31 protein-coding genes are annotated in these 24,729 nt (G+C 55.9%); all 31 read right to left on the bottom strand.

What is annotated here, in order from left to right; all coding sequences use genetic code 11:
• Positions 1-9: 9 nt before the first annotated feature.
• The 31 genes from rpsK to rpoB all read right to left on the bottom strand — a co-directional run bounded on the left by rpsK (position 10) and on the right by rpoB (position 24,549).
• The gene (gene rpsK, locus RHP75_RS03260; protein ID WP_013789773.1) at positions 10-399 is read right to left on the bottom strand and encodes a 30S ribosomal protein S11; all 390 of its coding nucleotides are present in this window, start codon (positions 397-399) and stop codon (positions 10-12) included.
• A gap of 30 nt (positions 400-429) precedes the next feature.
• Entirely contained in the window at positions 430-786 is a 357-nt protein-coding gene (gene rpsM / locus RHP75_RS03255; protein WP_090377333.1) for a 30S ribosomal protein S13, read from the bottom strand.
• Positions 787-917: 131 nt separating this feature from the next.
• Positions 918-1,034, bottom strand: a complete 117-nt coding sequence (gene rpmJ, locus RHP75_RS03250; RefSeq protein WP_002555468.1) for a 50S ribosomal protein L36 — start codon at positions 1,032-1,034, stop codon at positions 918-920.
• 26 nt (positions 1,035-1,060) lie between these two features.
• Positions 1,061-2,389, bottom strand: a complete 1,329-nt coding sequence (gene secY / locus RHP75_RS03245) for a preprotein translocase subunit SecY (protein WP_090255788.1) — start codon at positions 2,387-2,389, stop codon at positions 1,061-1,063.
• Complete coding sequence (rplO, locus tag RHP75_RS03240; protein WP_311090432.1) at positions 2,390-2,824, bottom strand: 50S ribosomal protein L15; 435 nt, start codon at positions 2,822-2,824, stop codon at positions 2,390-2,392. It abuts the gene before it with no gap.
• 3 nt (positions 2,825-2,827) lie between these two features.
• The gene (gene rpmD, locus RHP75_RS03235) at positions 2,828-3,007 is read right to left on the bottom strand and encodes a 50S ribosomal protein L30 (protein ID WP_079204534.1); all 180 of its coding nucleotides are present in this window, start codon (positions 3,005-3,007) and stop codon (positions 2,828-2,830) included.
• Between the two features lie 2 nt (positions 3,008-3,009).
• Positions 3,010-3,510 (bottom strand): 30S ribosomal protein S5, encoded by a 501-nt coding sequence (gene rpsE / locus RHP75_RS03230; protein ID WP_090255789.1) that lies wholly within the window; start codon positions 3,508-3,510, stop codon positions 3,010-3,012.
• A 3-nt stretch (positions 3,511-3,513) separates the two neighbouring features.
• Entirely contained in the window at positions 3,514-3,864 is a 351-nt protein-coding gene (gene rplR / locus RHP75_RS03225) for a 50S ribosomal protein L18 (RefSeq protein ID WP_003293038.1), read from the bottom strand.
• A gap of 10 nt (positions 3,865-3,874) precedes the next feature.
• Positions 3,875-4,408 carry a 50S ribosomal protein L6 gene (gene rplF / locus RHP75_RS03220; protein WP_311090431.1) on the bottom strand — a complete coding sequence of 178 codons (534 nt, stop codon included), beginning with the start codon at positions 4,406-4,408 and terminating at the stop codon, positions 3,875-3,877.
• A 12-nt stretch (positions 4,409-4,420) separates the two neighbouring features.
• Positions 4,421-4,813: a 30S ribosomal protein S8 gene (rpsH, locus tag RHP75_RS03215; protein WP_069519903.1), complete on the bottom strand. Its 393-nt coding sequence runs from the start codon at positions 4,811-4,813 to the stop codon at positions 4,421-4,423.
• Between the two features lie 183 nt (positions 4,814-4,996).
• Positions 4,997-5,302, bottom strand: coding sequence for a 30S ribosomal protein S14 (gene rpsN, locus RHP75_RS03210; RefSeq protein WP_090255793.1), 306 nt, complete (start codon positions 5,300-5,302; stop codon positions 4,997-4,999).
• 13 nt (positions 5,303-5,315) lie between these two features.
• Entirely contained in the window at positions 5,316-5,855 is a 540-nt protein-coding gene (gene rplE / locus RHP75_RS03205) for a 50S ribosomal protein L5 (RefSeq protein ID WP_090255796.1), read from the bottom strand.
• Between the two features lie 20 nt (positions 5,856-5,875).
• Positions 5,876-6,190, bottom strand: a complete 315-nt coding sequence (rplX, locus tag RHP75_RS03200) for a 50S ribosomal protein L24 (RefSeq protein ID WP_008374158.1) — start codon at positions 6,188-6,190, stop codon at positions 5,876-5,878.
• 11 nt (positions 6,191-6,201) lie between these two features.
• Complete coding sequence (rplN, locus tag RHP75_RS03195; RefSeq protein WP_003281831.1) at positions 6,202-6,570, bottom strand: 50S ribosomal protein L14; 369 nt, start codon at positions 6,568-6,570, stop codon at positions 6,202-6,204.
• Positions 6,571-6,593: 23 nt separating this feature from the next.
• Positions 6,594-6,860 (bottom strand): 30S ribosomal protein S17, encoded by a 267-nt coding sequence (gene rpsQ / locus RHP75_RS03190; RefSeq protein WP_090255823.1) that lies wholly within the window; start codon positions 6,858-6,860, stop codon positions 6,594-6,596.
• Between the two features lie 2 nt (positions 6,861-6,862).
• Complete coding sequence (gene rpmC / locus RHP75_RS03185; RefSeq protein WP_002555481.1) at positions 6,863-7,054, bottom strand: 50S ribosomal protein L29; 192 nt, start codon at positions 7,052-7,054, stop codon at positions 6,863-6,865.
• Positions 7,054-7,467, bottom strand: coding sequence for a 50S ribosomal protein L16 (gene rplP, locus RHP75_RS03180; protein WP_090255798.1), 414 nt, complete (start codon positions 7,465-7,467; stop codon positions 7,054-7,056). The genes rpmC and rplP overlap by 1 nt, the downstream gene beginning before the upstream one ends.
• Before the next feature lie 12 nt (positions 7,468-7,479).
• A complete protein-coding gene (gene rpsC / locus RHP75_RS03175; RefSeq protein ID WP_069519907.1) occupies positions 7,480-8,166 on the bottom strand; it encodes a 30S ribosomal protein S3 in 687 nt (228 codons plus the stop codon).
• Positions 8,167-8,179: 13 nt separating this feature from the next.
• On the bottom strand, positions 8,180-8,512 hold the full coding sequence (rplV, locus tag RHP75_RS03170; protein WP_003210077.1) for a 50S ribosomal protein L22: 333 nt from the start codon (positions 8,510-8,512) through the stop codon (positions 8,180-8,182).
• An 11-nt stretch (positions 8,513-8,523) separates the two neighbouring features.
• Complete coding sequence (gene rpsS, locus RHP75_RS03165; protein ID WP_010486981.1) at positions 8,524-8,799, bottom strand: 30S ribosomal protein S19; 276 nt, start codon at positions 8,797-8,799, stop codon at positions 8,524-8,526.
• 16 nt (positions 8,800-8,815) lie between these two features.
• Positions 8,816-9,640, bottom strand: a complete 825-nt coding sequence (gene rplB / locus RHP75_RS03160; protein ID WP_090255801.1) for a 50S ribosomal protein L2 — start codon at positions 9,638-9,640, stop codon at positions 8,816-8,818.
• A 14-nt stretch (positions 9,641-9,654) separates the two neighbouring features.
• Positions 9,655-9,954: a 50S ribosomal protein L23 gene (gene rplW, locus RHP75_RS03155; protein WP_090255803.1), complete on the bottom strand. Its 300-nt coding sequence runs from the start codon at positions 9,952-9,954 to the stop codon at positions 9,655-9,657.
• Positions 9,951-10,553: a 50S ribosomal protein L4 gene (gene rplD / locus RHP75_RS03150; protein ID WP_311090430.1), complete on the bottom strand. Its 603-nt coding sequence runs from the start codon at positions 10,551-10,553 to the stop codon at positions 9,951-9,953. The genes rplW and rplD overlap by 4 nt, the downstream gene beginning before the upstream one ends.
• 12 nt (positions 10,554-10,565) lie before the next feature.
• A complete protein-coding gene (rplC, locus tag RHP75_RS03145; RefSeq protein WP_090255807.1) occupies positions 10,566-11,201 on the bottom strand; it encodes a 50S ribosomal protein L3 in 636 nt (211 codons plus the stop codon).
• Positions 11,202-11,285: 84 nt separating this feature from the next.
• Positions 11,286-11,597 (bottom strand): 30S ribosomal protein S10, encoded by a 312-nt coding sequence (gene rpsJ, locus RHP75_RS03140; protein ID WP_010486970.1) that lies wholly within the window; start codon positions 11,595-11,597, stop codon positions 11,286-11,288.
• Positions 11,598-11,738: 141 nt separating this feature from the next.
• On the bottom strand, positions 11,739-12,932 hold the full coding sequence (tuf, locus tag RHP75_RS03135) for an elongation factor Tu (protein ID WP_090377379.1): 1,194 nt from the start codon (positions 12,930-12,932) through the stop codon (positions 11,739-11,741).
• Between the two features lie 31 nt (positions 12,933-12,963).
• Positions 12,964-15,069, bottom strand: a complete 2,106-nt coding sequence (gene fusA, locus RHP75_RS03130) for an elongation factor G (RefSeq protein ID WP_311090429.1) — start codon at positions 15,067-15,069, stop codon at positions 12,964-12,966.
• 30 nt (positions 15,070-15,099) lie between these two features.
• A complete protein-coding gene (gene rpsG, locus RHP75_RS03125; protein ID WP_010490886.1) occupies positions 15,100-15,570 on the bottom strand; it encodes a 30S ribosomal protein S7 in 471 nt (156 codons plus the stop codon).
• A gap of 118 nt (positions 15,571-15,688) precedes the next feature.
• Positions 15,689-16,060 carry a 30S ribosomal protein S12 gene (gene rpsL, locus RHP75_RS03120; protein WP_003463319.1) on the bottom strand — a complete coding sequence of 124 codons (372 nt, stop codon included), beginning with the start codon at positions 16,058-16,060 and terminating at the stop codon, positions 15,689-15,691.
• A 151-nt stretch (positions 16,061-16,211) separates the two neighbouring features.
• Positions 16,212-20,411, bottom strand: coding sequence for a DNA-directed RNA polymerase subunit beta' (gene rpoC, locus RHP75_RS03115; protein ID WP_311090428.1), 4,200 nt, complete (start codon positions 20,409-20,411; stop codon positions 16,212-16,214).
• Positions 20,412-20,475: 64 nt separating this feature from the next.
• Positions 20,476-24,549 carry a DNA-directed RNA polymerase subunit beta gene (rpoB, locus tag RHP75_RS03110; RefSeq protein ID WP_311090427.1) on the bottom strand — a complete coding sequence of 1,358 codons (4,074 nt, stop codon included), beginning with the start codon at positions 24,547-24,549 and terminating at the stop codon, positions 20,476-20,478.
• Between the last annotated feature and the right edge of the window lie 180 nt (positions 24,550-24,729).

Raw genomic sequence — 24,729 nt, 5'->3', positions numbered from 1 at the left:
GTCTCCTGATTACACGCGACGCTTCTTCGAAGGACGGCACCCGTTATGCGGGATTGGCGTCACATCGGTGATGCTGGCGATCTTATAGCCACAGCCGTTCAATGCACGGACAGCAGACTCACGACCTGGACCTGGACCCTTGACGTTAACGTCGAGGTTCTTCAGACCATATTCCAGCGCAGCTTGACCAGCACGTTCTGCAGCCACCTGGGCGGCGAACGGGGTGCTTTTACGCGAGCCGCGGAAACCCGAACCACCAGAGGTAGCCCAGGACAGAGCATTGCCCTGACGGTCAGTAATGGTCACGATTGTGTTGTTGAAAGAGGCGTGGATGTGGGCGATGCCATCAACCACCGTCTTTTTGACTTTCTTACGAGTACGAGCAGCAGGTTTTGCCATGACTAGATTCCTGTCGATGCGCGAATGCGATTACTTGCGGATCGGCTTACGCGGGCCCTTACGGGTACGCGCGTTGGTCTTGGTACGCTGACCGCGAACCGGCAGACCACGACGATGACGCAGGCCGCGGTAGCAACCCAGGTCCATCAAGCGCTTGATTTTCATGTTCACTTCACGACGCAGGTCGCCTTCGGTATTCACCTTGGCTACTTCGCCACGCAGCTGCTCGATCTGCTCGTCAGAGAGATCTTTGATCTTTGCAGCCGGATTAACGCCGGCGGCAGCACAGACTTTCTGTGCAGTTGTGCGACCAACACCATAGATGTAGGTCAACGAGATAACAGTGTGCTTGTTATCCGGAATGTTAACGCCTGCAATACGGGCCATTCAGTGGAACTCCAATTGACAGCTACCTACGCCCCGGAAGCCAAGAAATAGGGCGCAAGATATTAACGCTGTAAAAACAAATAATCAACCCGGCAGCGCACTAGCTGCCGGGCTTGTCACTTCACTCACACTCAGCCTTGGCGCTGCTTGTGACGCGGTTCCGCGCTGCAAATGACGCGAACAACACCTTCGCGACGGATAATCTTGCAGTTGCGGCACAGCTTTTTCACCGATGCACGAACTTTCATCACCAACTCCTCGAACCTTATGGACTTCAGCGCAGCATGCCGCTGCCGTAGCCCTTCAGGTTGGCTTTCTTCATCAGGGATTCGTACTGGTGCGAAACGAGGTGCGATTGTACTTGCGACATAAAGTCCATCACAACCACTACCACGATCAGCAACGAGGTCCCGCCAAGATAGAACGGTACGTTGGCAGCCACCACCAGGAACTGGGGCAACAAGCATACGGCCGTCATGTACAGAGCACCGAACATGGTCAAGCGAGTCAACACGCCATCGATATAGCGCGCCGATTGCTCACCGGGACGGATACCCGGAATAAAGGCACCGGACTTCTTCAGGTTCTCCGCTACGTCTTTCGGGTTGAACATCAGAGCTGTATAGAAGAAGCAGAAGAAAACAATCCCTGCACTAAACAGCAAAATGTTCAACGGCTGACCAGGAGCGATAGCCTGTGAAATATCCTGCAGCCAGCCCATACCTTCGGACTGACCAAACCAGGCACCCAGCGAAGCCGGGAATAACAGAAGGCTGCTGGCGAAAATAGCCGGGATAACCCCCGCCATGTTCACCTTCAACGGCAAGTGGCTGGTCTGCGCTGCAAAGACCTTACGACCCTGCTGACGCTTGGCGTAGTGCACCGCAATGCGACGCTGACCACGCTCAATGAACACCACAAAACCGATAATCGCTACTGCCAGCAAACCGATGGCAATCAGAGCAAAGATATTGATATCACCCTGACGAGCAGACTCGAAAGACTGCCCAATCGCCGACGGCAGACCGGCTACGATGCCTGCAAAAATCAGCATCGAAATACCGTTGCCAACACCACGCTCAGTGATTTGCTCGCCCAGCCACATCATGAACATCGCACCCGCCACAAAAGTGGTGACTGCAACAAAGTGGAAGCCGAAATCAACTGTAAACGCTACGCCCTGACTGGCCAGACCGACGGACATGCCGACAGCCTGAACAATTGCCAGGACGAGGGTGCCGTAGCGGGTGTACTGGCTAATCTTGCGACGGCCAGCTTCACCTTCCTTCTTCAACTGCTCCAGCTGCGGGCTGACAGCGGTCATGAGCTGCATGATGATCGACGCCGAAATGTACGGCATGATCCCCAGTGCAAAAATACTCATACGCTCCAGCGCGCCGCCGGAAAACATGTTGAACAAGCTAAGAATGGTCCCCTCATTCTGTCGAAACAGGTCCGCCAGCCGATCAGGGTTGATACCAGGAACCGGGATGTGTGCACCTATCCGATAGACGATGATCGCCATGAACAGAAAGCGCAAACGAGCCCAGAGCTCGGATAACCCGCCATTGCTGAGCGCTGAGAGAGCACCTTGCTTAGCCATTTATTCCTCGAACTTACCGCCAGCTGCTTCGATAGCCGCGCGCGCACCTTTGGTGGCGGCGATACCTTTAAGGGTGACTGCCCGAGTAACCTCACCGGACAGCATGACTTTCACACGCTGTACGTTTTGGTTGATCAGGTTGGCATCCTTCAGCGACTGCAGAGTAACAACGCCGCCTTCGATTTTATTCAGCTCGGAAGTACGCACTTCTGCGCGATCCATAGCCTTCAAAGAAACGAAACCGAACTTAGGCAGACGGCGGTGCAGAGGCTGCTGGCCGCCTTCGAAACCCGGAGCAATGGTGCCACCGGAGCGGGAGGTCTGACCTTTGTGGCCGCGGCCACCAGTCTTACCCAAACCGCTACCGATACCACGGCCCGGACGGTGCTTCTCGCGACGGGAACCCGGCGCAGGACTCAAATCGTTCAGGTACATGAATTAACCCTCGACTCGCAGCATGTAGTAAGCCTTGTTGATCATCCCGCGATTCTCGGGAGTATCCAGCACTTCTACGGTGTGACCGATGCGACGCAGACCCAGACCTTTAACGCAGAGTTTATGGTTGGGGATACGGCCGGTCATGCTTTTGATCAGCGTGACTTTTACGGTATTAGCCATGATTAGAGAATCTCCTCGACGCTCTTGCCACGCTTAGCCGCAACAGAACCTGGCGACTGCATAGCTTTCAAACCTTTGAAAGTGGCATACACCACGTTCACCGGGTTAGTCGAGCCGTAGCACTTAGCCAGAACGTTCTGCACGCCAGCCACTTCCAGCACGGCACGCATAGCGCCGCCGGCGATGATGCCGGTACCTTCAGAAGCAGGCTGCATGTACACCTTGGAGGCGCCATGGGCAGACTTCATTGCGTACTGCAGAGTGGTGCCGTTCAGATCAACCTGGATCATGTTGCGACGAGCAGCTTCCATCGCTTTCTGGATGGCAGCAGGCACTTCACGGGACTTACCACGGCCGAAACCGACGCGACCCTTACCATCACCAACCACGGTCAACGCGGTGAAAGTGAAGATACGGCCACCCTTAACGGTCTTGGCAACGCGGTTAACCTGTACCAGCTTCTCGATATAGCCTTCGTCGCGCTTTTGGTCGTTATTTGCCATAACTTAGAACTCCAGCCCGCCTTCACGAGCAGCATCAGCCAGCGCCTTGACGCGGCCGTGGTACTTGAAGCCAGAACGGTCGAATGCAACCTGAGTTACACCAGCGGCTTTCGCACGCTCGGCAACCAGCTCACCAACTTTCTTGGCCGCGTCAACGTTGCCAGTGGCGCCGTCACGCAGTGCTTTGTCCAAGGTAGAGGCGCTGGCCAGAACCTTGCTGCCGTCGGCCGAAATGACCTGGGCATAGATGTGCTGCGAAGAGCGATACACGCAGAGACGCACGGCTTCTAGCTCGTGCATTTTCAGGCGTGCTTTGCGAGCGCGACGCAGTCGAGTAACTTTTTTGTCGGTCATTTGCTATGCCCTACTTCTTCTTGGCTTCTTTACGGCGGACGACTTCGTCAGCGTAACGAACACCTTTGCCCTTATAAGGTTCAGGACGACGGAAGTCACGAATCTCCGCAGCGACCTGACCAACCAGTTGTTTGTCGACACCCTTGATCAGGATCTCGGTCTGGTTCGGGGTTTCAGCCACTACACCGTCCGGCAACTCATAGTCGATCGGATGGGAGAAGCCGAGAGCGAGGTTCAGCACCTGACCTTTGGCTTGCGCTTTGTAACCAACACCAACCAGCTGCAGCTTGCGCTCGAAGCCAGCGCTAACACCGATCACCATATTGTTGACCAGGGCGCGAGTGGTACCGGCCATTGCACGAGTCTGCTGATCGCCATTGCGAGCAGCGAAACGCAGCTCACCAGCTTCCTGCAGGACTTCAACGGACGAGTGAACGTTCAGTTCGAGAGCACCCTTGGCACCCTTTACCGAAAGCTGTTGGCCGGTGAGCTTGATCTCAACACCAGCGGGCAGCTTTACGGGGTTCTTAGCAACGCGAGACATGCTTATCCCCCCTTAGAACACTGTGCAAAGCACTTCGCCGCCGACACCGGCAGCGCGCGCAGCGCGGTCCGTCATCACACCCTTGTTGGTGGAGACGATGGATACACCGAGACCGCCACGAACTTTCGGCAGATCATCGACGGATTTGTATTGGCGAAGGCCTGGACGGCTAACGCGCTTAACTTCTTCGATAACCGGACGGCCTTCGAAGTATTTCAGCTCGATGGACAGCTGCGGCTTAACTTCACCGCTGATCTGATAACCCGCAATATAACCTTCGTCTTTCAAAACTTTGGCTACAGCCACCTTCAACGTGGAAGACGGCATGCTTACGACGGACTTTTCAGCCATCTGGGCATTACGGATACGAGTTAGCATGTCCGCTAACGGGTCCTGCATACTCATGGGCTAGACGCTCCTGATACAAAAAGAATTAGCCTTGCGGCTACAGTCGCTGAGAATTCTGGGAAAAATTGAACCCAGGCTCAGGCGAGCCGAGCATTCTAGAGACTGATCAAAAATGAATCAAGCCCCAAAGGGGCCTGATTCACAGATAAGACAAAGCCGGCACTAGGCCGGCTTTGTTTTTTACCAGCTGGCTTTAACCAGACCTGGTACATCACCACGCATTGCAGCTTCACGCAGCTTGATACGCGACAGACCGAACTTGCGATAAACGCCGTGCGGACGACCGGTAATGCGGCAGCGATTGCGCAGGCGCGAGGCGCTGGCGTCACGCGGCTGCTTCTGCAGCGCTACTTGTGCTGCCCAACGCGCTTCTGGACTGGCGTTCAGATCGGCGATGGTAGCTTTCAGCTCGGCACGCTTCTTAGCGTACTTGGCTACCGTTTGCTGACGCTTCAGCTCGCGGTTTTTCATGCTGGTTTTGGCCATGATCCAACTCCAATCAGTTGCGGAACGGGAATTTGAAAGCACGCAGCAAGGCGCGACCTTCATCATCCGTACGGGCAGTGGTGGTCAGGGTAATGTCCAGACCACGCAGAGCATCGATCTTGTCGTAGTCGATTTCCGGGAAGATGATCTGCTCTTTAACGCCCATGCTGTAGTTGCCACGACCATCGAAGGACTTGGCATTCAGGCCGCGGAAGTCACGCACGCGCGGCAGGGAGATGGACAGCAGACGATCCAGGAACTCGTACATACGCTCACGGCGCAGAGTTACTTTAACGCCGATCGGCCAGCCCTCACGAACCTTGAAGCCTGCAATCGACTTACGGGCATGAGTCACAACGACTTTCTGACCAGTAATCTTTTCCAGGTCGGCAACAGCGTGCTCGATGATTTTCTTGTCACCGATTGCTTCGCCCAAGCCCATGTTAAGGGTGATCTTGGTGATACGCGGAACTTCCATCACGTTGGCAAGCTTAAGTTCTTCCTTAAGCTTGGGAGCGATTTCTTTCCGATAAATCTCTTTTAGTCGTGCCATGGTCTTCTACCTAGCAGTGTTCAAGCATCAACCGCTTTTTGGGTCGACTTGAAGACACGAATTTTTTTACCTTCTTCTACTTTGAAACCAACGCGATCAGCCTTGTTGGTTTCGCCATTGAAGATGGCCACGTTAGAAGCGTGCAATGGCGCTTCTTTCTCGACGATACCGCCCTGAACGCCCGACATCGGGTTCGGCTTGGTATGGCGCTTCACCAGGTTGATCCCACCGACGACCAGACGGTCGTCAGCGAGAACCTTGAGCACCTTGCCACGCTTACCTTTGTCTTTACCGGCGATCACGATGATCTCGTCGTCACGACGAATCTTTTGCATGTCGGATCTCCTTAGAGCACTTCAGGGGCGAGCGAGACGATCTTCATGAACTTCTCAGTACGAAGTTCACGAGTCACTGGCCCAAAAATACGAGTGCCGATTGGCTCTTGCTTGTTGTTCAGCAGAACAGCAGCGTTGCCATCAAAGCGAATGATCGAGCCATCAGGGCGACGAACGCCGTGGCGAGTGCGGACTACAACAGCAGTCATCACTTGGCCTTTCTTCACTTTACCGCGCGGAATTGCTTCCTTAACGGTGACTTTGATGATGTCGCCGATGCCAGCATAACGACGGTGCGAACCGCCCAGCACCTTGATACACATAACGCGACGAGCACCGCTGTTGTCAGCGACGTCGAGCATGGATTGAGTCTGAATCATATAATTTCTCCGACCCTTAGCCCTTAGACGTCCACTGCGCGTTCGAGGATCTCAACCAGCGCCCAAGACTTGGTCTTGGCAACGGGACGAGTTTCGCGAATGGAAACTTTGTCACCGATCTTGCTCTGGTTGGTTTCGTCGTGTGCGTGCAGCTTGGTCGAACGCTTGACATATTTGCCGTAGATCGGGTGCTTAACGCGACGCTCGATCAATACGGTGATGGTCTTGTCCATCTTGTCGCTGACGACACGGCCGGTCAGCGTACGGACTGTTTTTTCGGCTTCAGCCATGATCACTTACCTGCCTGCTGGTTGAGCACAGTTTTCACACGAGCGATGTCGCGCTTAACTTGCGAGAGCAGGTGAGACTGCCCCAACTGGCCAGTTGCTTTCTGCATACGCAGATTGAACTGGTCGCGCAGCAGGCCGAGCAGTTGCTCGTTCAGCTGCTGTGCTGATTTTTCACGAAGTTCATTCGCCTTCATCACATCACCGTCCGCTTAACAAAAGTGGTGGCGAGTGGCAGCTTTGCAGCAGCCAGGGCGAAAGCCTCACGCGCCAACTCTTCGGAAACGCCTTCGATCTCATACAGGACTTTGCCTGGCTGGATCTGGGCTACCCAATATTCAACGCTACCCTTCCCTTTACCCATCCGCACTTCAAGAGGCTTCTTGGAGATCGGCTTGTCCGGGAAAACGCGAATCCAGATTTTCCCGCCACGCTTAACGTGACGAGTCAGAGCACGACGAGCGGACTCAATCTGACGGGCGGTGAGACGACCACGGGCAACAGACTTCAGCGCAAACTCGCCGAAGCTGACTTTGCTACCGCGCTGAGCCAGACCACGGTTGTGGCCGGTCATCTGCTTGCGGAACTTCGTACGCTTTGGTTGCAACATTTTGCGTACTCCTTACTTAGCAGCTTTTTTACGAGGCGCAGGTGCTTGAGGTTTCAGTTCTTCTTTAAGGCCACCAATCACTTCGCCTTTGAAGATCCAAACCTTGACACCGATCACACCGTAAGTGGTGTGCGCTTCGTACGTGGCATAGTCGATATCGGCACGCAGGGTGTGCAACGGCACACGACCTTCGCGATACCATTCGGTACGTGCAATTTCAGCACCGCCGAGACGACCGCTCACTTGGATTTTGATGCCCTTGGCACCAATACGCATGGCGTTCTGTACAGCGCGCTTCATAGCGCGACGGAACATCACACGACGCTCCAGCTGCTGAGCTACGCTCTGCGCAACCAGCATACCGTCGAGCTCCGGCTTGCGGATCTCTTCGATATTGATGTGCACAGGCACACCCATTTGCTTGGTCAGGTCCTGACGCAGTTTCTCAACATCTTCACCTTTCTTACCGATAACGATACCGGGACGAGCGGTGTGAATGGTGATACGTGCAGTTTGAGCCGGACGAGCAATGTCGATACGGCTTACGGACGCGCTTTTTAGTTTGTCTTGGAGATACTCACGCACCTTCAGATCAGCGAACAAATAGTCCGCATAAGTCCGACCGCTGGCGTACCAGACGGAGGTGTGCTCCTTGACGATTCCCAGGCGAATGCCAATGGGATGTACTTTCTGACCCATCTGATCGACTCCGTTACTTGTCCGCAACCTTGACAGTGATATGGCAAGACCGCTTGACGATGCGATCAGCGCGGCCTTTGGCACGCGGCATGATGCGCTTCAGCGAACGCCCTTCGTTGACGAAAACGGTGCTGACCTTCAAGTCATCAACGTCTGCGCCTTCGTTGTGCTCGGCGTTGGCTACAGCCGACTCCAGCACTTTCTTGATGATCTCGGCGGCTTTCTTACTGCTGAAAGCCAGGAGGTTGAGCGCTTCGCCCACCTTCTTCCCACGAATCTGGTCAGCGACCAAGCGGGCTTTCTGGGCGGAGATGCGAGCGCCCGACAACTTAGCGGCTACTTCCATTTCCTTACCCCTTAACGCTTGGCTTTCTTGTCAGCCACGTGCCCACGATAGGTACGAGTGCCGGCAAATTCGCCCAGTTTGTGACCGACCATGTCTTCGTTCACGAGAACTGGGACATGTTGACGACCGTTATGTACAGCGATGGTCAGACCGACCATTTGTGGCAGGATCATCGAGCGACGCGACCAGGTTTTCACTGGCTTGCGATCGTTCTTTTCCACCGCCACTTCGATCTTCTTCAGTAGGTGAAGATCAATAAAAGGACCTTTTTTCAGAGAACGTGGCACTGTCGTATCCCTCTATTTACTTGCGACGACGGACGATCATGTTGTCGGTGCGTTTGTTACCACGAGTCTTCGCGCCCTTCGTCGGGAAGCCCCATGGAGACACCGGATGACGACCACCAGAGGTACGACCTTCACCACCACCGTGTGGGTGGTCAACCGGGTTCATGGCAACACCACGAACGGTTGGGCGAACGCCACGCCAGCGTTTGGCACCAGCTTTACCCAGCGAACGCAGGCTGTGCTCGGAGTTCGAGACTTCGCCCAGGGTCGCACGGCACTCAGCCAGAACTTTACGCATTTCACCGGAACGCAGACGCAGGGTAACGTAGACACCTTCACGCGCAATCAGCTGAGCCGAAGCACCAGCGGAACGAGCGATCTGAGCACCTTTGCCCGGCTTCAGTTCGATACCGTGAACAGTGCTACCAACTGGAATGTTGCGCAGCTGCAGACTGTTGCCCGGCTTGATCGGAGCCATGATGCCAGCTACCAGCTGATCGCCAGCACTCACGCCTTTAGGGGCGATGATGTAGCGACGCTCGCCGTCTGCATACATCAGCAGAGCGATGTGTGCGGTACGGTTCGGATCGTATTCAATACGCTCGACAGTGGCTGGGATGCCATCTTTGTCGTTGCGACGGAAATCGACCAGACGGTAATGCTGCTTGTGGCCACCACCGATGTGACGGGTAGTGATACGACCATTGTTGTTACGACCGCCAGTCTTCGACTTCTTCTCAAGCAGCGGAGCGTAAGGAGCGCCTTTATGCAGCTCCTGATTGACCACCTTGACCACAAAACGGCGGCCAGGGGAAGTCGGTTTGCATTTAACGATTGCCATGATGCACCCCTTCCTTACTCAGCACTGCTGGCGAAATCGAGATCTTGGCCTGGCTGAAGCGAGATGATCGCTTTCTTCCAGTCGTTACGCTTGCCCAGGCCGCGAGCATTGCGCTTGGTCTTACCGAGAACATTCACGGTATTGACAGCAGCAACATTCACGTTGAACAGGCTTTCGACGGCCTTCTTGATTTCCAGCTTGGTTGCATCGGTTGCAACCTTGAAAACGAACTGACTTTTCTTGTCAGCGAGAACCGTGGCCTTCTCGGAGATGTGCGGGCCAAGCAGCACTTTAAATACGCGTTCCTGGTTCATCCCAGCAGCTCCTCGAATTTCTTCACGGCAGAAACGGTGACCAGCACCTTTTCGTACGCGATCAGACTGACCGGATCGGAACCCTGCACGTCACGAACATCGACGTGTGGCAGGTTGCGCGCAGCCAGGTACAGATTCTCATCAATAGCATCGGACACGATCAGCACATCGGTCAGACCCATGCCATTCAACTTGCCCAACAGTTCTTTGGTCTTCGGAGCTTCGACGCTGAAGTCTTCGACGACGATCAGACGATCAGTACGAACCAGCTCAGCAAGAATCGAACGGATGGCCGCGCGATACATCTTCTTGTTCAGCTTTTGATCGTGATTCTGCGGACGAGCCGCGAAGGTCACACCACCGCCACGCCAGATCGGACCACGAGTGGTACCTGCACGAGCACGACCGGTACCCTTCTGACGCCATGGGCGCTTACCGCCACCGGATACGTCGGAACGAGTCTTCTGCTGCTTGCTGCCCTGACGGCCGCCGGCCATGTAGGCCACAACTGCTTGGTGAACCAGGGTCTCGTTGTATGCGCCGCCAAAAGTGGCTTCGGATACTTCGATTGCTTGAGCGCCATTTACATTTAATTGCATGTCAGCTTCCCCTTAACCGCGAGCCTTGGCCGCTGGACGTACAACCAGGTTGCCGCCAGTAGCGCCAGGAACAGCACCCTTGACCAGCAACAGATTGCGTTCAGCGTCAACCCGCACTACTTCCAGGGACTGCACGGTCACGCGCTCAGCGCCCATATGACCGGACATTTTTTTGCCCTTGAATACGCGACCCGGAGTCTGGCACTGGCCAATGGAACCCGGAACACGGTGGGACACGGAGTTACCGTGAGTGTTGTCTTGGCCGCGGAAGTTCCAACGCTTGATGGTACCGGCAAAGCCTTTACCTTTGGACTGACCGGTGACATCCACCAGTTGACCAGCTTGGAATATTTCAGCGTTGATCAGATCACCTGCCTGGTACTCGCCTTCTTCAAGACGGAATTCCATAACAGTACGACCTGCCGCGACATTCGCCTTAGCGAAGTGACCGGCTTGCGCCTTGCTGACACGTGAAGCACGACGCTCGCCGACAGTGACTTGCACTGCACGATAGCCATCGGACTCTTCAGTTTTGAACTGAGTGACGCGATTCGGCTCGATCTCAATGACCGTAACCGGAATGGAGACACCTTCTTCGGTGAAAATACGGGTCATACCCGCTTTTCGACCGACTACACCAATAGTCATGTTGTAACCTCATGAGTGTACGGGGCTTTCACCCGCTATGGCCGCCCATTTCAGAGCGTTACACGACTAAAACCTAAAGCGGTCTTAGCCGAGGCTGATCTGCACTTCCACACCAGCCGCAAGATCAAGCTTCATCAGCGCGTCAACGGTTTTATCCGTTGGCTGGACAATGTCCAGAACACGCTTATGAGTACGGATCTCGAACTGATCACGCGCGTCTTTATTGACGTGTGGCGAGGTCAGCACGGTGAACCGCTCTTTGCGGGTAGGCAGAGGAATAGGACCACGCACCTGAGCACCAGTACGTTTCGCGGTTTCCACGATTTCCTGGGTTGATTGATCGATCAGGCGATGGTCAAAAGCCTTCAACCGAATACGGATTTGTTGGTTTTGCATTTTGACCTCAGATTCCAAGCTGCTATTCCCAACGGACGCAATACGCCCGTTAAAAGGAGGCGTGATTCTATAGACGCCCCTAGCAGGTGTCAACCCAATAAAAAAGCCCCCGCAAGCGGGGGCTTTTTCTCAAACCATCACTTACGCGATGATTTTGGCTACGACGCCAGCGCCGACGGTACGACCGCCTTCACGAATAGCGAAACGCAGACCTTCTTCCATTGCGATGGTCTTGATCAGAGTGACAGTCATCTGGATGTTGTCACCTGGCATTACCATCTCAACGCCTTCCGGCAGTTCGCAGTTACCAGTTACGTCAGTAGTACGGAAGTAGAACTGAGGACGGTAGCCTTTGAAGAACGGAGTGTGACGACCGCCTTCCTCTTTGCTCAACACATACACTTCTGCAGTGAAGGTGGTGTGCGGCTTAACCGAACCTGGCTTGACCAGAACCTGGCCACGCTCTACGTCGTCACGCTTGGTGCCGCGCAGCAGAACGCCGCAGTTCTCGCCAGCACGACCTTCGTCGAGCAGTTTGCGGAACATTTCAACACCAGTACAGGTGGTCTTGGTGGTGTCACGCAGACCAACGATCTCGATTTCTTCCTGGATCTTGACGATACCGCGCTCGATACGGCCAGTCACCACGGTGCCACGACCGGAGATCGAGAACACGTCTTCGATTGGCATCAGGAACGGCTTGTCGATTGCACGAACTGGCTCTGGGATGTAGCTATCCAGAGTTTCAACCAGCTTCTTAACAGCGCTGGTGCCCATTTCGTTGTCGTCTTGGCCGTTCAGAGCCATCAGAGCGGAACCGATGATGATCGGAGTGTCGTCGCCTGGGAAATCGTACGTGCTGAGCAGGTCGCGCACTTCCATTTCAACCAGCTCCAGCAGCTCAGCGTCGTCAACCATGTCGGCCTTGTTCAGGAAGACAACGATGTACGGAACGCCTACCTGACGGGACAGCAGGATGTGCTCACGAGTTTGCGGCATCGGACCATCAGCGGCCGAGCAAACCAGGATAGCGCCGTCCATCTGGGCAGCACCGGTGATCATGTTTTTTACGTAGTCAGCGTGACCTGGGCAGTCAACGTGTGCGTAGTGACGCACGGACGAATCGTACTCAACGTGAGCGGTGTTGATGGTGATACCGCGAGCTTTTTCTTCTGGGGCGCTGTCGATCTTGTCGAAGTCAACCTTTGCCGAACCGAATACCTCGGAGCAGACACGGGTCAGAGCAGCGGTCAGAGTGGTTTTACCGTGGTCAACGTGACCGATAGTGCCAACGTTGACGTGCGGTTTGTTACGTTCAAATTTTTCTTTAGCCACGACAATTAACTCCTAGCTTAAAGGGGCTGAATCAGCCTTGTTTTTTGGTTACCGACTCGACGATGTGCGACGGAGCCGTATTGTATTTTTTGAATTCCATGGAGTAGCTTGCGCGACCCTGAGACATGGAACGGACGTCGGTCGCATAACCGAACATCTCACCCAGCGGAACTTCAGCACGAATCACCTTGCCGGAGATCGTGTCTTCCATACCCAGGATCATGCCGCGACGACGGTTAAGGTCGCCCATCACATCACCCATGTAGTCTTCTGGGGTAACAACTTCTACCGCCATGATCGGCTCGAGCAACTCACCACCACCCTTCTGGGCCAGTTGCTTGGTCGCCATGGAAGCAGCCACCTTGAACGCCATCTCGTTGGAGTCGACGTCGTGGTAGGAACCATCGAACACGGTAGCCTTCAGGCCGATCAGCGGATAACCGGCAACTACGCCGTTCTTCATCTGCTCTTCGATACCCTTCTGGATCGCCGGGATGTATTCCTTCGGAATCACACCACCAACAACTTCGTTCAGGAACTGCAGACCTTCCTGACCTTCGTCAGCAGGTGCAAAGCGAACCCAGCAGTGACCGAACTGACCACGACCACCGGACTGACGAACGAACTTGCCTTCGATTTCACAGCTCTTCGTGATGCGCTCACGATAAGAAACCTGAGGCTTACCGATGTTGGCTTCGACGTTGAACTCGCGGCGCATGCGGTCGACCAGGATGTCCAGGTGCAACTCACCCATACCGGAGATGATCGTCTGACCAGTCTCTTCATCAGTTTTGACGCGGAAAGACGGGTCTTCCTGAGCAAGCTTGCCCAGTGCGATACCCATTTTTTCCTGGTCGTCCTTGGTCTTAGGCTCTACGGCAACCGAGATAACCGGCTCCGGGAAGTCCATGCGAACCAGGATGATTGGCTTGTCAGCGTTGCACAGAGTCTCACCAGTGGTGACGTCCTTCATGCCGATCAAGGCCGCGATGTCACCAGCGCGTACTTCCTTGATCTCTTCGCGAGCGTTTGCGTGCATTTGCACCATACGGCCCACGCGCTCTTTCTTACCTTTAACCGAGTTGATCACGCCATCGCCGGAGGCCAATACACCCGAGTAAACGCGAACGAAGGTCAAGGTACCCACGAATGGGTCGGTAGCGATCTTGAACGCCAGCGCCGCGAAAGGCTCGTCGTCACTTGCATGACGCTCCATTTCCTCTTCCTCGTTATCCGGGTTGGAACCCTTGATAGCAGGAATGTCGGTAGGAGCAGGCAGGAAGTCGATAACGGCGTCGAGAACCAGGGGAACACCCTTGTTCTTGAAGGAAGAACCGCAAACTGCCAGAACGATTTCGCCAGCAATAGTACGCTGACGCAGGGCCGACTTGATCTCAGCAATGGTCAGCTCTTCGCCTTCCAGGTACTTGTTCATCAGCTCTTCGTTGGCTTCGGCCGCAGCTTCAACCATGTTGCTGCGCCACTTCTCGGCCTCTTCCAGCAGTTCTGCCGGAATGTCCTTGCGCACTGGAACCATGCCTTTGTCAGCATCGTTCCAGTAGACAGCTTGCATGTTGATCAGATCAATCTGACCCTGGAAGTTGTCTTCAGAGCCGATAGCCAACTGAATCGGCACCGGAGTGTGACCCAGACGCTGCTTGATCTGACCGATCACGCGCAGGAAGTCAGCACCGGCACGGTCCATCTTGTTGACGTAAACAAGACGTGGAACGCCGTATTTGTTGGCCTGACGCCATACGGTTTCCGACTGAGGCTCAACGCCCGAAGTACCGCAGAACACAACGACAGCGCCGTCGAGCACACGCAGCGAACGCTCTACTTCAATAGTGAAGTCAACGTGGCCGGGGGTATCGATTACGTTGAAGCGGTGCTCATCTTTGTACTGCTTCTCGGAACCTTTCCAGAAGGCGGTAATAGCAGCAGAAGTAATGGTGATACCACGCTCCTGCTCCTGCACCATCCAGTCGGTGGTCGCGGCGCCATCATGCACCTCGCCCATCTTGTGGCTTTTGCCGGTATAGAAAAGTACACGCTCGGTGGTCGTGGTTTTACCCGCGTCCACGTGAGCCACGATACCGATGTTACGGTACCGGTTAATCGGTGTAGTACGAGCCATAAAGCCCTCGCAAATTTAGAAGCGCGATAATTAGAAGCGGTAGTGCGAGAAAGCCTTGTTGGCTTCAGCCATACGGTGCACGTCTTCACGCTTCTTAACTGCAGCACCTTTGCCTTCAGCGGCATCCAGCAACTCACCAGCCAAACGCAGAGCCATAGACTTCTCGCCACGCTTACGGGCGAAATCTACCAGCCAACGCATGGCAAGAGCGTTACGACGGGACGGACGAACTTCGACCGGAACCTGGTAAGTAGCACCGCCTACACGGCGCGACTTCACTTCGACCAGCGGAGCGATGGCGTCGAGAGCTTTCTCGAAGATTTCCAGGGGATCGCTGTTCTTACGCTCTTTAACCTTGTCCAGGGCGCCATAAACGATACGCTCGGCAACGGCTTTCTTGCCGCTTTCCATCACGTGGTTCATGAACTTGGCCAGGATTTGGCTTCCGTATTTTGGATCGTCAAGCACTTCGCGCTTGGCTGCTACACGACGTCTTGGCATTTGATAAGCCCTCAAACGGTCTTCAGGTTAGCCCGGGACTGCATCATGAGATGGATGCCCGACCTTACTCTTATCGACTCAGAAAAATAGAAACTCGCAATTCAGTACAGAGCGCCGATTACTTCGGACGCTTGGTACCGTACTTCGAACGACCCTGCTTACGGTCTTTAACGCCGGAAGTATCCAGCGAACCGCGCACGGTGTGGTAACGCACACCTGGCAAGTCTTTTACACGGCCGCCGCGAATCAGAACGACGCTGTGCTCTTGCAGGTTGTGGCCTTCACCGCCGATGTACGAGGAAACCTCGAAACCGTTGGTCAGGCGTACACGACATACTTTACGCAGTGCCGAGTTAGGTTTTTTCGGCGTAGTGGTATACACGCGAGTGCACACACCACGACGCTGCGGGCAGTTCTGCAGCGCAGGCACGTCGGATTTCTCGACGATACGCTTACGCGGCTGACGTACCAGCTGGTTGATAGTTGCCATCTTAAGCTCCACTGTTGTCTTGCGACGCTATTGCCCTACAAACAAAATGGCAGAGCACGTGCCCTGCCAAATTTAGGGGTGCATGAGTCTAAAGAGACTCACCGCCCCAGTCAAGACAAAGCCCCGCTAGCGAACTAGCGGGGCTTTGAACTTAATTGCTGCTGGAGTTCAGCGCTTCGGTCAGTGCGGCTTCCACTTCACTGGCGCTGACACGTACCGGCTGAGCCGCATCACGCTTGCGCTTGCGCTCGCTGTGATAAGCCAGACCGGTACCGGCTGGGATCAGACGACCCACAACCACGTTTTCTTTCAGGCCACGCAGGTAGTCGCGCTTGCCAGTAACCGCCGCCTCGGTAAGAACGCGAGTGGTTTCCTGGAAAGAAGCCGCCGAGATAAACGACTCGGTGGACAACGACGCCTTGGTGATACCCAGCAGAACGCGAGTGTACTTGGCGACGAACTTGTCTTCTGCAGCCAGACGCTCGTTCTCACCCAGTACCGCAGTCAACTCCATCTGGTCGCCCTTGATGAAGGAGGAATCACCCGACTCAGCCACCTCAACCTTGCGCAGCATCTGGCGCAGGATGGTTTCAATGTGCTTGTCGTTGATCTTCACGCCCTGCAGGCGGTACACGTCCTGGATCTCGTTGACGATGTACTTGGCCAGCGCGCTGACACCCAGCAAACGCAGGATATCGTGCGGGTCGCTCGGACCGTCGGAGATAACTTCACCCTTGTTGACCTGTTCACCCTCGAACACGTTCAGGTGACGCCACTTCGGAATCAGCTCTTCGTACGGATCGCTACCGTCGTTCGGGGTAATGACCAGACGGCGCTTGCCCTTGGTCTCTTTACCGAACGCGATGGTGCCGCTGATTTCAGCCAGAATCGAGGCTTCTTTCGGACGACGCGCTTCGAACAAATCGGCAACGCGCGGCAGACCACCGGTGATGTCACGGGTCTTCGAGGTTTCCTGAGGAATACGGGCGATAACATCACCGACCGCAACCTGCGCACCGTTCGCCACACCTACCAAGGCGTTGGCCGGCAGGAAGTACTGAGCTGGCACGTCGGTACCTGGCAGCAGCAGATCCTTGCCATCTTCACCAACCATCTTCACTGCAGGACGGATGTCCTTGCCGGCAGCCGGACGATCTTTCGGATCGAGGACTTCGATGTTGGTCAAACCGGTCAATTCGTCCGTCTGACGCTTGATGGTGATGCCTTCTTCCATGCCCACGTAGGTCACGGTACCTTTCATTTCGGTAACGATCGGGTGGGTGTGCGGGTCCCACTTGGCGACGATTGCGCCAGCGTCGACCTTGTCGCCTTCCTTCACGGAAATCACGGCACCGTACGGCAGCTTGTAGCGCTCGCGCTCACGACCAAACTCGTCAGCAATCGCCAGCTCACCGGAACGCGATACCGCGATCAGATTGCCGTCGAGACGCTCAACGTGCTTCAGGTTGTGCAGACGTACCGCACCGCCATTCTTCACCTGTACGCTGTCGGCAGCGGAGGTCCGGCTGGCCGCACCACCGATGTGGAACGTACGCATGGTCAGCTGGGTACCCGGCTCACCGATCGACTGGGCAGCAATAACCCCGACCGCTTCACCAATGTTGATCTGGTGACCACGTGCCAGGTCGCGACCGTAGCACTTGGCGCAGATGCCATAGCGGGTTTCACAAGTGATCGGCGAACGCACGATCACCTCATCGATACTGTTCAGTTCGATGAATTCAACCCACTGCTCGTCCACCAGGGTACCGGCTGGAACGATGACGTCCTCGGTGCCCGGCTTAAACACGTCACGGGCGATTACACGACCCAGTACACGCTCACCCAGCGGCTCAACCACGTCACCGCCTTCAATGTGCGGCGTCATCAGCAGGCCGTGCTCGGTGCCGCAATCGATCGCGGTAACCACCAGATCTTGCGCTACGTCTACCAGACGACGAGTCAGGTAACCGGAGTTAGCTGTTTTCAACGCGGTATCCGCAAGACCCTTACGAGCACCGTGCGTCGAGATGAAGTACTGCAGAACCGACAGACCTTCGCGGAAGTTCGCGGTGATCGGCGTTTCGATGATCGAGCCGTCTGGCTTGGCCATCAGACCACGCATACCAGCGAGCTGACGGATCTGCGCAGCAGAACCCCGCGCACCGGAGTCGGCCATCATGTACATCGAGTTGAACGACTCTTGCTCAACGGTCTTGCCTTCGCGATCAACCACTTTCTCTTTCGAGAGATTGGCCATCATCGCTTTGGACACTTCGTCGTTGGCCTTGGACCAGAGGTCGATCACCTTGTTGTACTTCTCGCCCTGGGTTACCAGGCCGGAGGCATACTGCGATTCGATCTCTTTAACTTCCTCGGTGGCGGCGTCAATGATGCGCGCCTTCTCATCCGGGATAACGAAGTCGTTCACGCCGATCGACACACCAGAGATGGTCGAGTAAGCGAAACCGGTGTACATCAGCTGGTCAGCGAAGATCACGGTGTCTTTCAAGCCAACGGTGCGGTAGCACTGGTTGATCAGCTTGGAGATCGCCTTCTTCTTCATCGACTGGTTGACCACGTCATACGACAGGCCGTCCGGCACGATTTGGAACAGCAGCGCACGGCCGACAGTGGTGTCGACGATACGGGTGTTCTTGGTGATGGTGCCGTCGCGGTCTTTGATCACTTCGTTGATGCGCACTTTTACGCGAGCATGCAACGAGGCTTCGCCACCACGGAAAACCCGGTCAACTTCCTGCAGGTCAGCGAATACGCGGCCTTCGCCCTTGGCGTTGATCGCTTCGCGGGTCATGTAATACAGACCCAGTACCACGTCCTGCGAAGGAACGATGATTGGCTCACCGTTGGCAGGCGACAGGATGTTGTTGGTCGACATCATCAGTGCGCGCGCTTCCAGCTGGGCTTCCAGCGTCAGCGGTACGTGCACGGCCATCTGGTCACCGTCGAAGTCGGCGTTGTACGCGGCGCAGACCAGCGGGTGCAGCTGAATCGCTTTACCTTCGATCAGAACCGGTTCAAACGCCTGGATGCCCAGACGGTGAAGGGTTGGTGCACGGTTGAGCAGCACGGGGTGTTCGCGAATCACTTCGGCGAGAACGTCCCAAACCTCTGGCAGCTCGCGCTCGACCATCTTCTTCGCGGCCTTGATGGTGGTCGCCAGACCACGCATTTCCAGCTTGCCGAAAATGAACGGCTTGAACAGCTCGAGCGCCATCTTCTTCGGCAGACCGCACTGATGCAGACGCAGAGTCGGGCCCACGGTAATAACGGAACGACCGGAGTAGTCCACGCGCTTACCGAGCAGGTTCTGACGGAAACGACCTTGCTTACCCTTGATCATGTCAGCCAAGGATTTCAGCGGACGCTTGTTCGAGCCAGTGATGGCGCGACCGCGACGGCCGTTGTCGAGCAGAGCATCGACCGCTTCCTGCAGCATGCGCTTTTCGTTGCGCACGATGATGTCCGGTGCGGACAGATCGAGCAGGCGCTTCAGACGGTTGTTACGGTTGATCACGCGGCGATACAGATCGTTGAGATCCGAAGTCGCGAAACGGCCACCGTCGAGCGGAACAAGCGGACGCAGATCTGGCGGCAGAACCGGCAGAACGGTCAACACCATCCACTCAGGCAGGTTGCCCGAACCGAGGAAAGCTTCCATCAGCTTCAGACGCTTGGACAGCTTCTTGATCTTGGTTTCCGAGTTGGTTTGCGGAATTTCTTCGCGCAGACGGCCAATCTCGTGCTCCAGGTCGATCGCGTGCAGCAGTTCGCGAACGGCTTCAGCACCCATGCGGGCGTCGAAGTCATCACCGAACTCTTCGAGGGCTTCGAAGTACTGCTCGTCGTTCAGCAGCTGGCCTTTTTCAAGGGTGGTCATGCCCGGGTCGATAACGACATAGCTCTCGAAGTAGAGAACGCGCTCGATATCGCGCAGGGTCATGTCCATCAGCAAACCGATACGGCTCGGCAGCGATTTCAGGAACCAGATGTGGGCAACCGGCGAAGCCAATTCGATGTGCGCCATGCGCTCACGACGAACCTTAGCCAGTGCAACTTCAACGCCGCACTTCTCGCAGATCACGCCGCGATGCTTCAAGCGCTTGTACTTACCGCACAGGCACTCGTAATCCTTTACCGGGCCAAAAATCTTGGCGCAGAACAGGCCGTCACGCTCAGGCTTGAACGTACGGTAGTTGATGGTTTCCGGTTTTTTAACTTCACCGAACGACCACGAACGGATCATCTCAGGCGAAGCAAGGCCGATGCGAATGGCATCGAACTCTTCGACTTGACCCTGGTTTTTCAGCAAATTCAGTAGGTCTTTCAAGGCCTTTCCTCCTGGCGGAGCAGAGAGCGGGCTGTGGTGCCCCGCTCTCGATTCGCGTCACGTGTTATTCGGTTTCCAGATCGATGTCGATACCCAGCGAACGGATCTCTTTGATCAGTACGTTGAAGGACTCGGGCATGCCCGGCTCCATACGGTGATCACCGTCCACGATGTTTTTGTACATCTTGGTACGGCCGTTCACGTCGTCCGACTTCACGGTCAGCATTTCCTGCAGGGTGTAGGCGGCGCCGTAGGCTTCCAGTGCCCAGACCTCCATCTCACCGAAGCGCTGACCACCGAACTGCGCCTTACCACCCAGCGGCTGCTGAGTAACCAGGCTGTAGGAACCCGTGGAACGCGCGTGCATCTTGTCGTCCACCAGGTGGTTCAGTTTCAGCATGTACATGTAGCCAACGGTGGTCGGACGCTCGAACTGGTTACCAGTACGACCGTCGATCAGGCGCATCTGGCCGCTTTCTGGCAGATCAGCCAGTTTCAGCATGGCCTTGATTTCGCTTTCCTTGGCACCGTCGAACACCGGGGTGGCCATCGGCACACCGCCTTTGAGGTTGTGCGCCAAACGAAGGATTTCCTGATCGCTCAACTCATCCAGGCTTTCCTGACGACCGCCGATCTCGTTGTAGATCTGCTGCATGAACTTACGCAGTTCAGCGACCTTGCGCTGCTCTTCGAGCATGCGGTTGATCTTCTCACCCAGACCTTTGGCCGCGAGGCCCAGGTGGGTTTCAAGGATCTGACCGACGTTCATACGCGATGGTACGCCCAGCGGGTTCAGTACGATGTCCACCGGCGTACCGTGGATGTCGTGCGGCATGTCTTCAACCGGCATGATCACCGAGACCACACCCTTGTTACCGTGACGACCGGCCATCTTGTCACCCGGCTGGATGCGGCGACGGATTGCCAGGTAGACCTTGACGATCTTCAGCACGCCTGGAGCCAGGTCATCGCCCTGCTGCAGTTTGCGCTTCTTGTCTTCAAACTTGTCGTCGAGCAGCTGACGGCGGTCGGAAATGTAGGCCTGGGCCTTTTCCAACTGCTCGTTCAGGGCATCGTCAGCCATGCGCAGTTTGAACCACTGGCCGCGCTCGAGGCCGTCGAGGAACTCGTCGGTGACTTCTGCGCCTTTCTTCAGGCCAGCGCCGCCTTCAACTTTCTTACCAACCAGAGCGGAACGCAGACGCTCGAAGGTTGCACCTTCAACGATGCGGAACTCTTCGTTGAGGTCCTTACGGATCTCGTCGAGCTGGCTCTTCTCGATCGACAGGGCACGCGCATCGCGCTCCACGCCATCACGAGTGAAGACCTGCACGTCGATAACGGTACCTTTGGTGCCAGTTGGCACACGCAGGGAGGTGTCTTTAACGTCAGACGCCTTCTCACCGAAGATCGCACGCAGCAGCTTCTCTTCCGGAGTCAGTTGGGTTTCGCCTTTTGGCGTGACCTTGCCGACCAGAATGTCACCTGGGCCCACTTCAGCGCCGACATATACGATGCCTGCTTCGTCCAGCTTGTTCAGCGCCGATTCACCGACGTTCGGGATGTCGGAAGTGATTTCTTCCGAGCCGAGCTTGGTGTCACGCGCCACACAGGTCAGTTCCTGGATGTGGATGGTGGTGAAACGATCTTCTTGCACCACGCGCTCGGAGAGGCAGATGGAGTCTTCGAAGTTGTAACCGTTCCACGGCATGAACGCGACGCGCATGTTCTGACCCAGAGCCAGCTCACCCATATCAGTGGACGGACCGTCGGCCAGGATGTCGCTGCGCTCAACCTTGTCACCTTTGCTCACCAGCGGACGCTGGTTGATGCAGGTGTTCTGGTTGGAGCGGGTGTATTTGGTCAGGTTGTAGATGTCGACACCGGCTTCGCCAGTTTCAACTTCGTCGTCATTGACGCGAACAACCACACGGCTGGCATCGACGGAGTCGATCACACCGCCACGGCGAGCCACGACGCAAACGCCGGAATCGCGCGCTACGTTGCGCTCCATGCCGGTACCGACCAGCGGCTTGTCAGCGCGCAGGGTTGGTACAGCCTGACGCTGCATGTTCGACCCCATCAACGCACGGTTGGCGTCGTCGTGCTCGAGGAACGGAATCAACGAAGCAGCAACCGAAACTACCTGCTTAGGCGATACGTCCATCAGGGTGACGTCTTCAGGCGCTTTAACGGTGAATTCGTTGAGGTGACGTACGGCCACCAACTCATCAACCAGCTGACCTTTGTTGTTCATGGTCGCCGAAGCTTGGGCGATCACGTGATCGGCCTCTTCGATGGCGGACAGGAACACGATTTCGTCGGTAACCAGGGTGTCTTTCACCACACGGTACGGGCTCTCGAGGAAGCCGTACTGGTTGGTGCGAGCATAGGCTGCCAGGGAGTTGATCAGACCGATGTTCGGACCTTCAGGGGTCTCGATCGGGCACACACGGCCGTAGTGGGTCGGGTGTACGTCACGGACTTCGAAGCCGGCACGCTCACGGGTCAGACCGCCCGGGCCAAGAGCCGAAACACGGCGCTTGTGGGTGATCTCGGAGAGCGGGTTGTTCTGGTCCATAAACTGCGAGAGCTGGCTGGAACCGAAGAACTCTTTAACGGCAGCCGCAACCGGCTTGGCGTTAATCAGGTCTTGCGGCATCAGGCCTTCGCTTTCGGCCATCGACAGACGCTCTTTGACCGCACGCTCAACACGTACCAGGCCAACGCGGAACTGGTTCTCGGCCATTTCGCCTACGCAGCGAACACGACGGTTACCCAGGTGATCGATGTCGTCGACGATGCCTTTACCGTTACGGATATCAACGAGGGTCTTGAGCACCTCGACGATGTCTTCCTTGCTCAGCACGCCCGAACCTTCGATTTCGGTGCGACCGATACGACGGTTGAACTTCATACGGCCAACGGCCGACAGGTCGTAACGCTCGGCGCTGAAGAACAGGTTGTTGAACAGGGTCTCGGCAGCATCCTTGGTTGGCGGCTCGCCAGGACGCATCATGCGATAGATCTCGACCAGCGCTTCCAACTGATTGGTGGTGCTGTCGATCTTCAGGGTGTCGGAGATGAACGGACCGCAATCGATGTCGTTGGTGTACAGCGTTTCGATGCGCACAACCTGAGCCTTGACCACTTTGGCCAGGATCTCGACGTTCAGCTCGGTGTTGCACTCAGCGATAATTTCGCCGGTAGCCGGGTGCACGATTGCCTTGGCCGAGGTGCGACCGATCAGGTAGTCGATAGGCACTTGCAGCTCTTTGATGCCGGCCTTGTCCAACTGGTTGATATGGCGCGCGGTAATCCGGCGGCCTTGCTCAACGATGACCTTGCCCTTGTCATCGAGGATATCGAGGACGGCAATTTCACCACGCAGACGCTGCGGAACCAGTTCCAGATTCAGGGTTTCGCCCTTAACGTGGAAAACGTTGGTCGCGTAGAACGCGTCCAGCACTTCTTCAGTGCTGTAGCCCAGCGCGCGCAGCAGTACGGAAGCCGGCAGCTTGCGACGACGGTCGATACGCACGAACACGGCGTCCTTCGGATCGAACTCGAAGTCCAACCAGGAACCGCGGTAAGGAATAATCCGCGCCGAGTACAGCAGCTTGCCCGAGCTATGTGTCTTGCCACGGTCGTGGTCGAAGAACACACCTGGGGAGCGGTGCAACTGGGAGACGATAACGCGCTCGGTACCGTTGATAACGAAGGTACCGTTCTCGGTCATGAGCGGAATTTCGCCCATGTACACTTCTTGCTCTTTGATGTCCTTGATCGCTTTGTTCGACGATTCTTTGTCGAAAATGATCAGACGGACTTTTACCCGCAGCGGTACGGCATAGGTTACGCCGCGCAGCGTACATTCCTTGACATCAAAAGCCGGCTCGCCCAAGCGATAACCGACATATTCCAGAGCAGCATTGCCGGAATAGCTGATAATCGGGAAAACAGACTTGAAGGCCGCATGCAGGCCAATGTCGCGGAACTGGTCCTTGGTCGCCCCTGCCTGCAGGAATTCGCGATACGAATCCAGCTGGATGGCCAGGAGATAAGGCACATCCATGACATCCGGCAACTTGCTAAAGTCCTTGCGGATACGTTTTTTCTCAGTATATGAGTAAGCCATCAGCGTTCCCCAGCTTGGTCACCTGCTTATTTGGCCCCTCCGACGGGAGTTGCCAGAAACTCTTGCAAACCCTAGGTTTGCGCCGCCACATCGGGCGGGTATTTCGCGCCCCAGGCCAGCTAATGATTCGCCGACCTAGAACGGAAAAAGGCCGGTGGCAAAAGCCACCAGCCATCAGCC

The organism is Pseudomonas sp. SG20056, from assembly GCF_031764535.1.
Classification (GTDB): domain Bacteria; phylum Pseudomonadota; class Gammaproteobacteria; order Pseudomonadales; family Pseudomonadaceae; genus Aquipseudomonas.
This window is presented reverse-complemented; position numbering and strand designations above follow the sequence as displayed.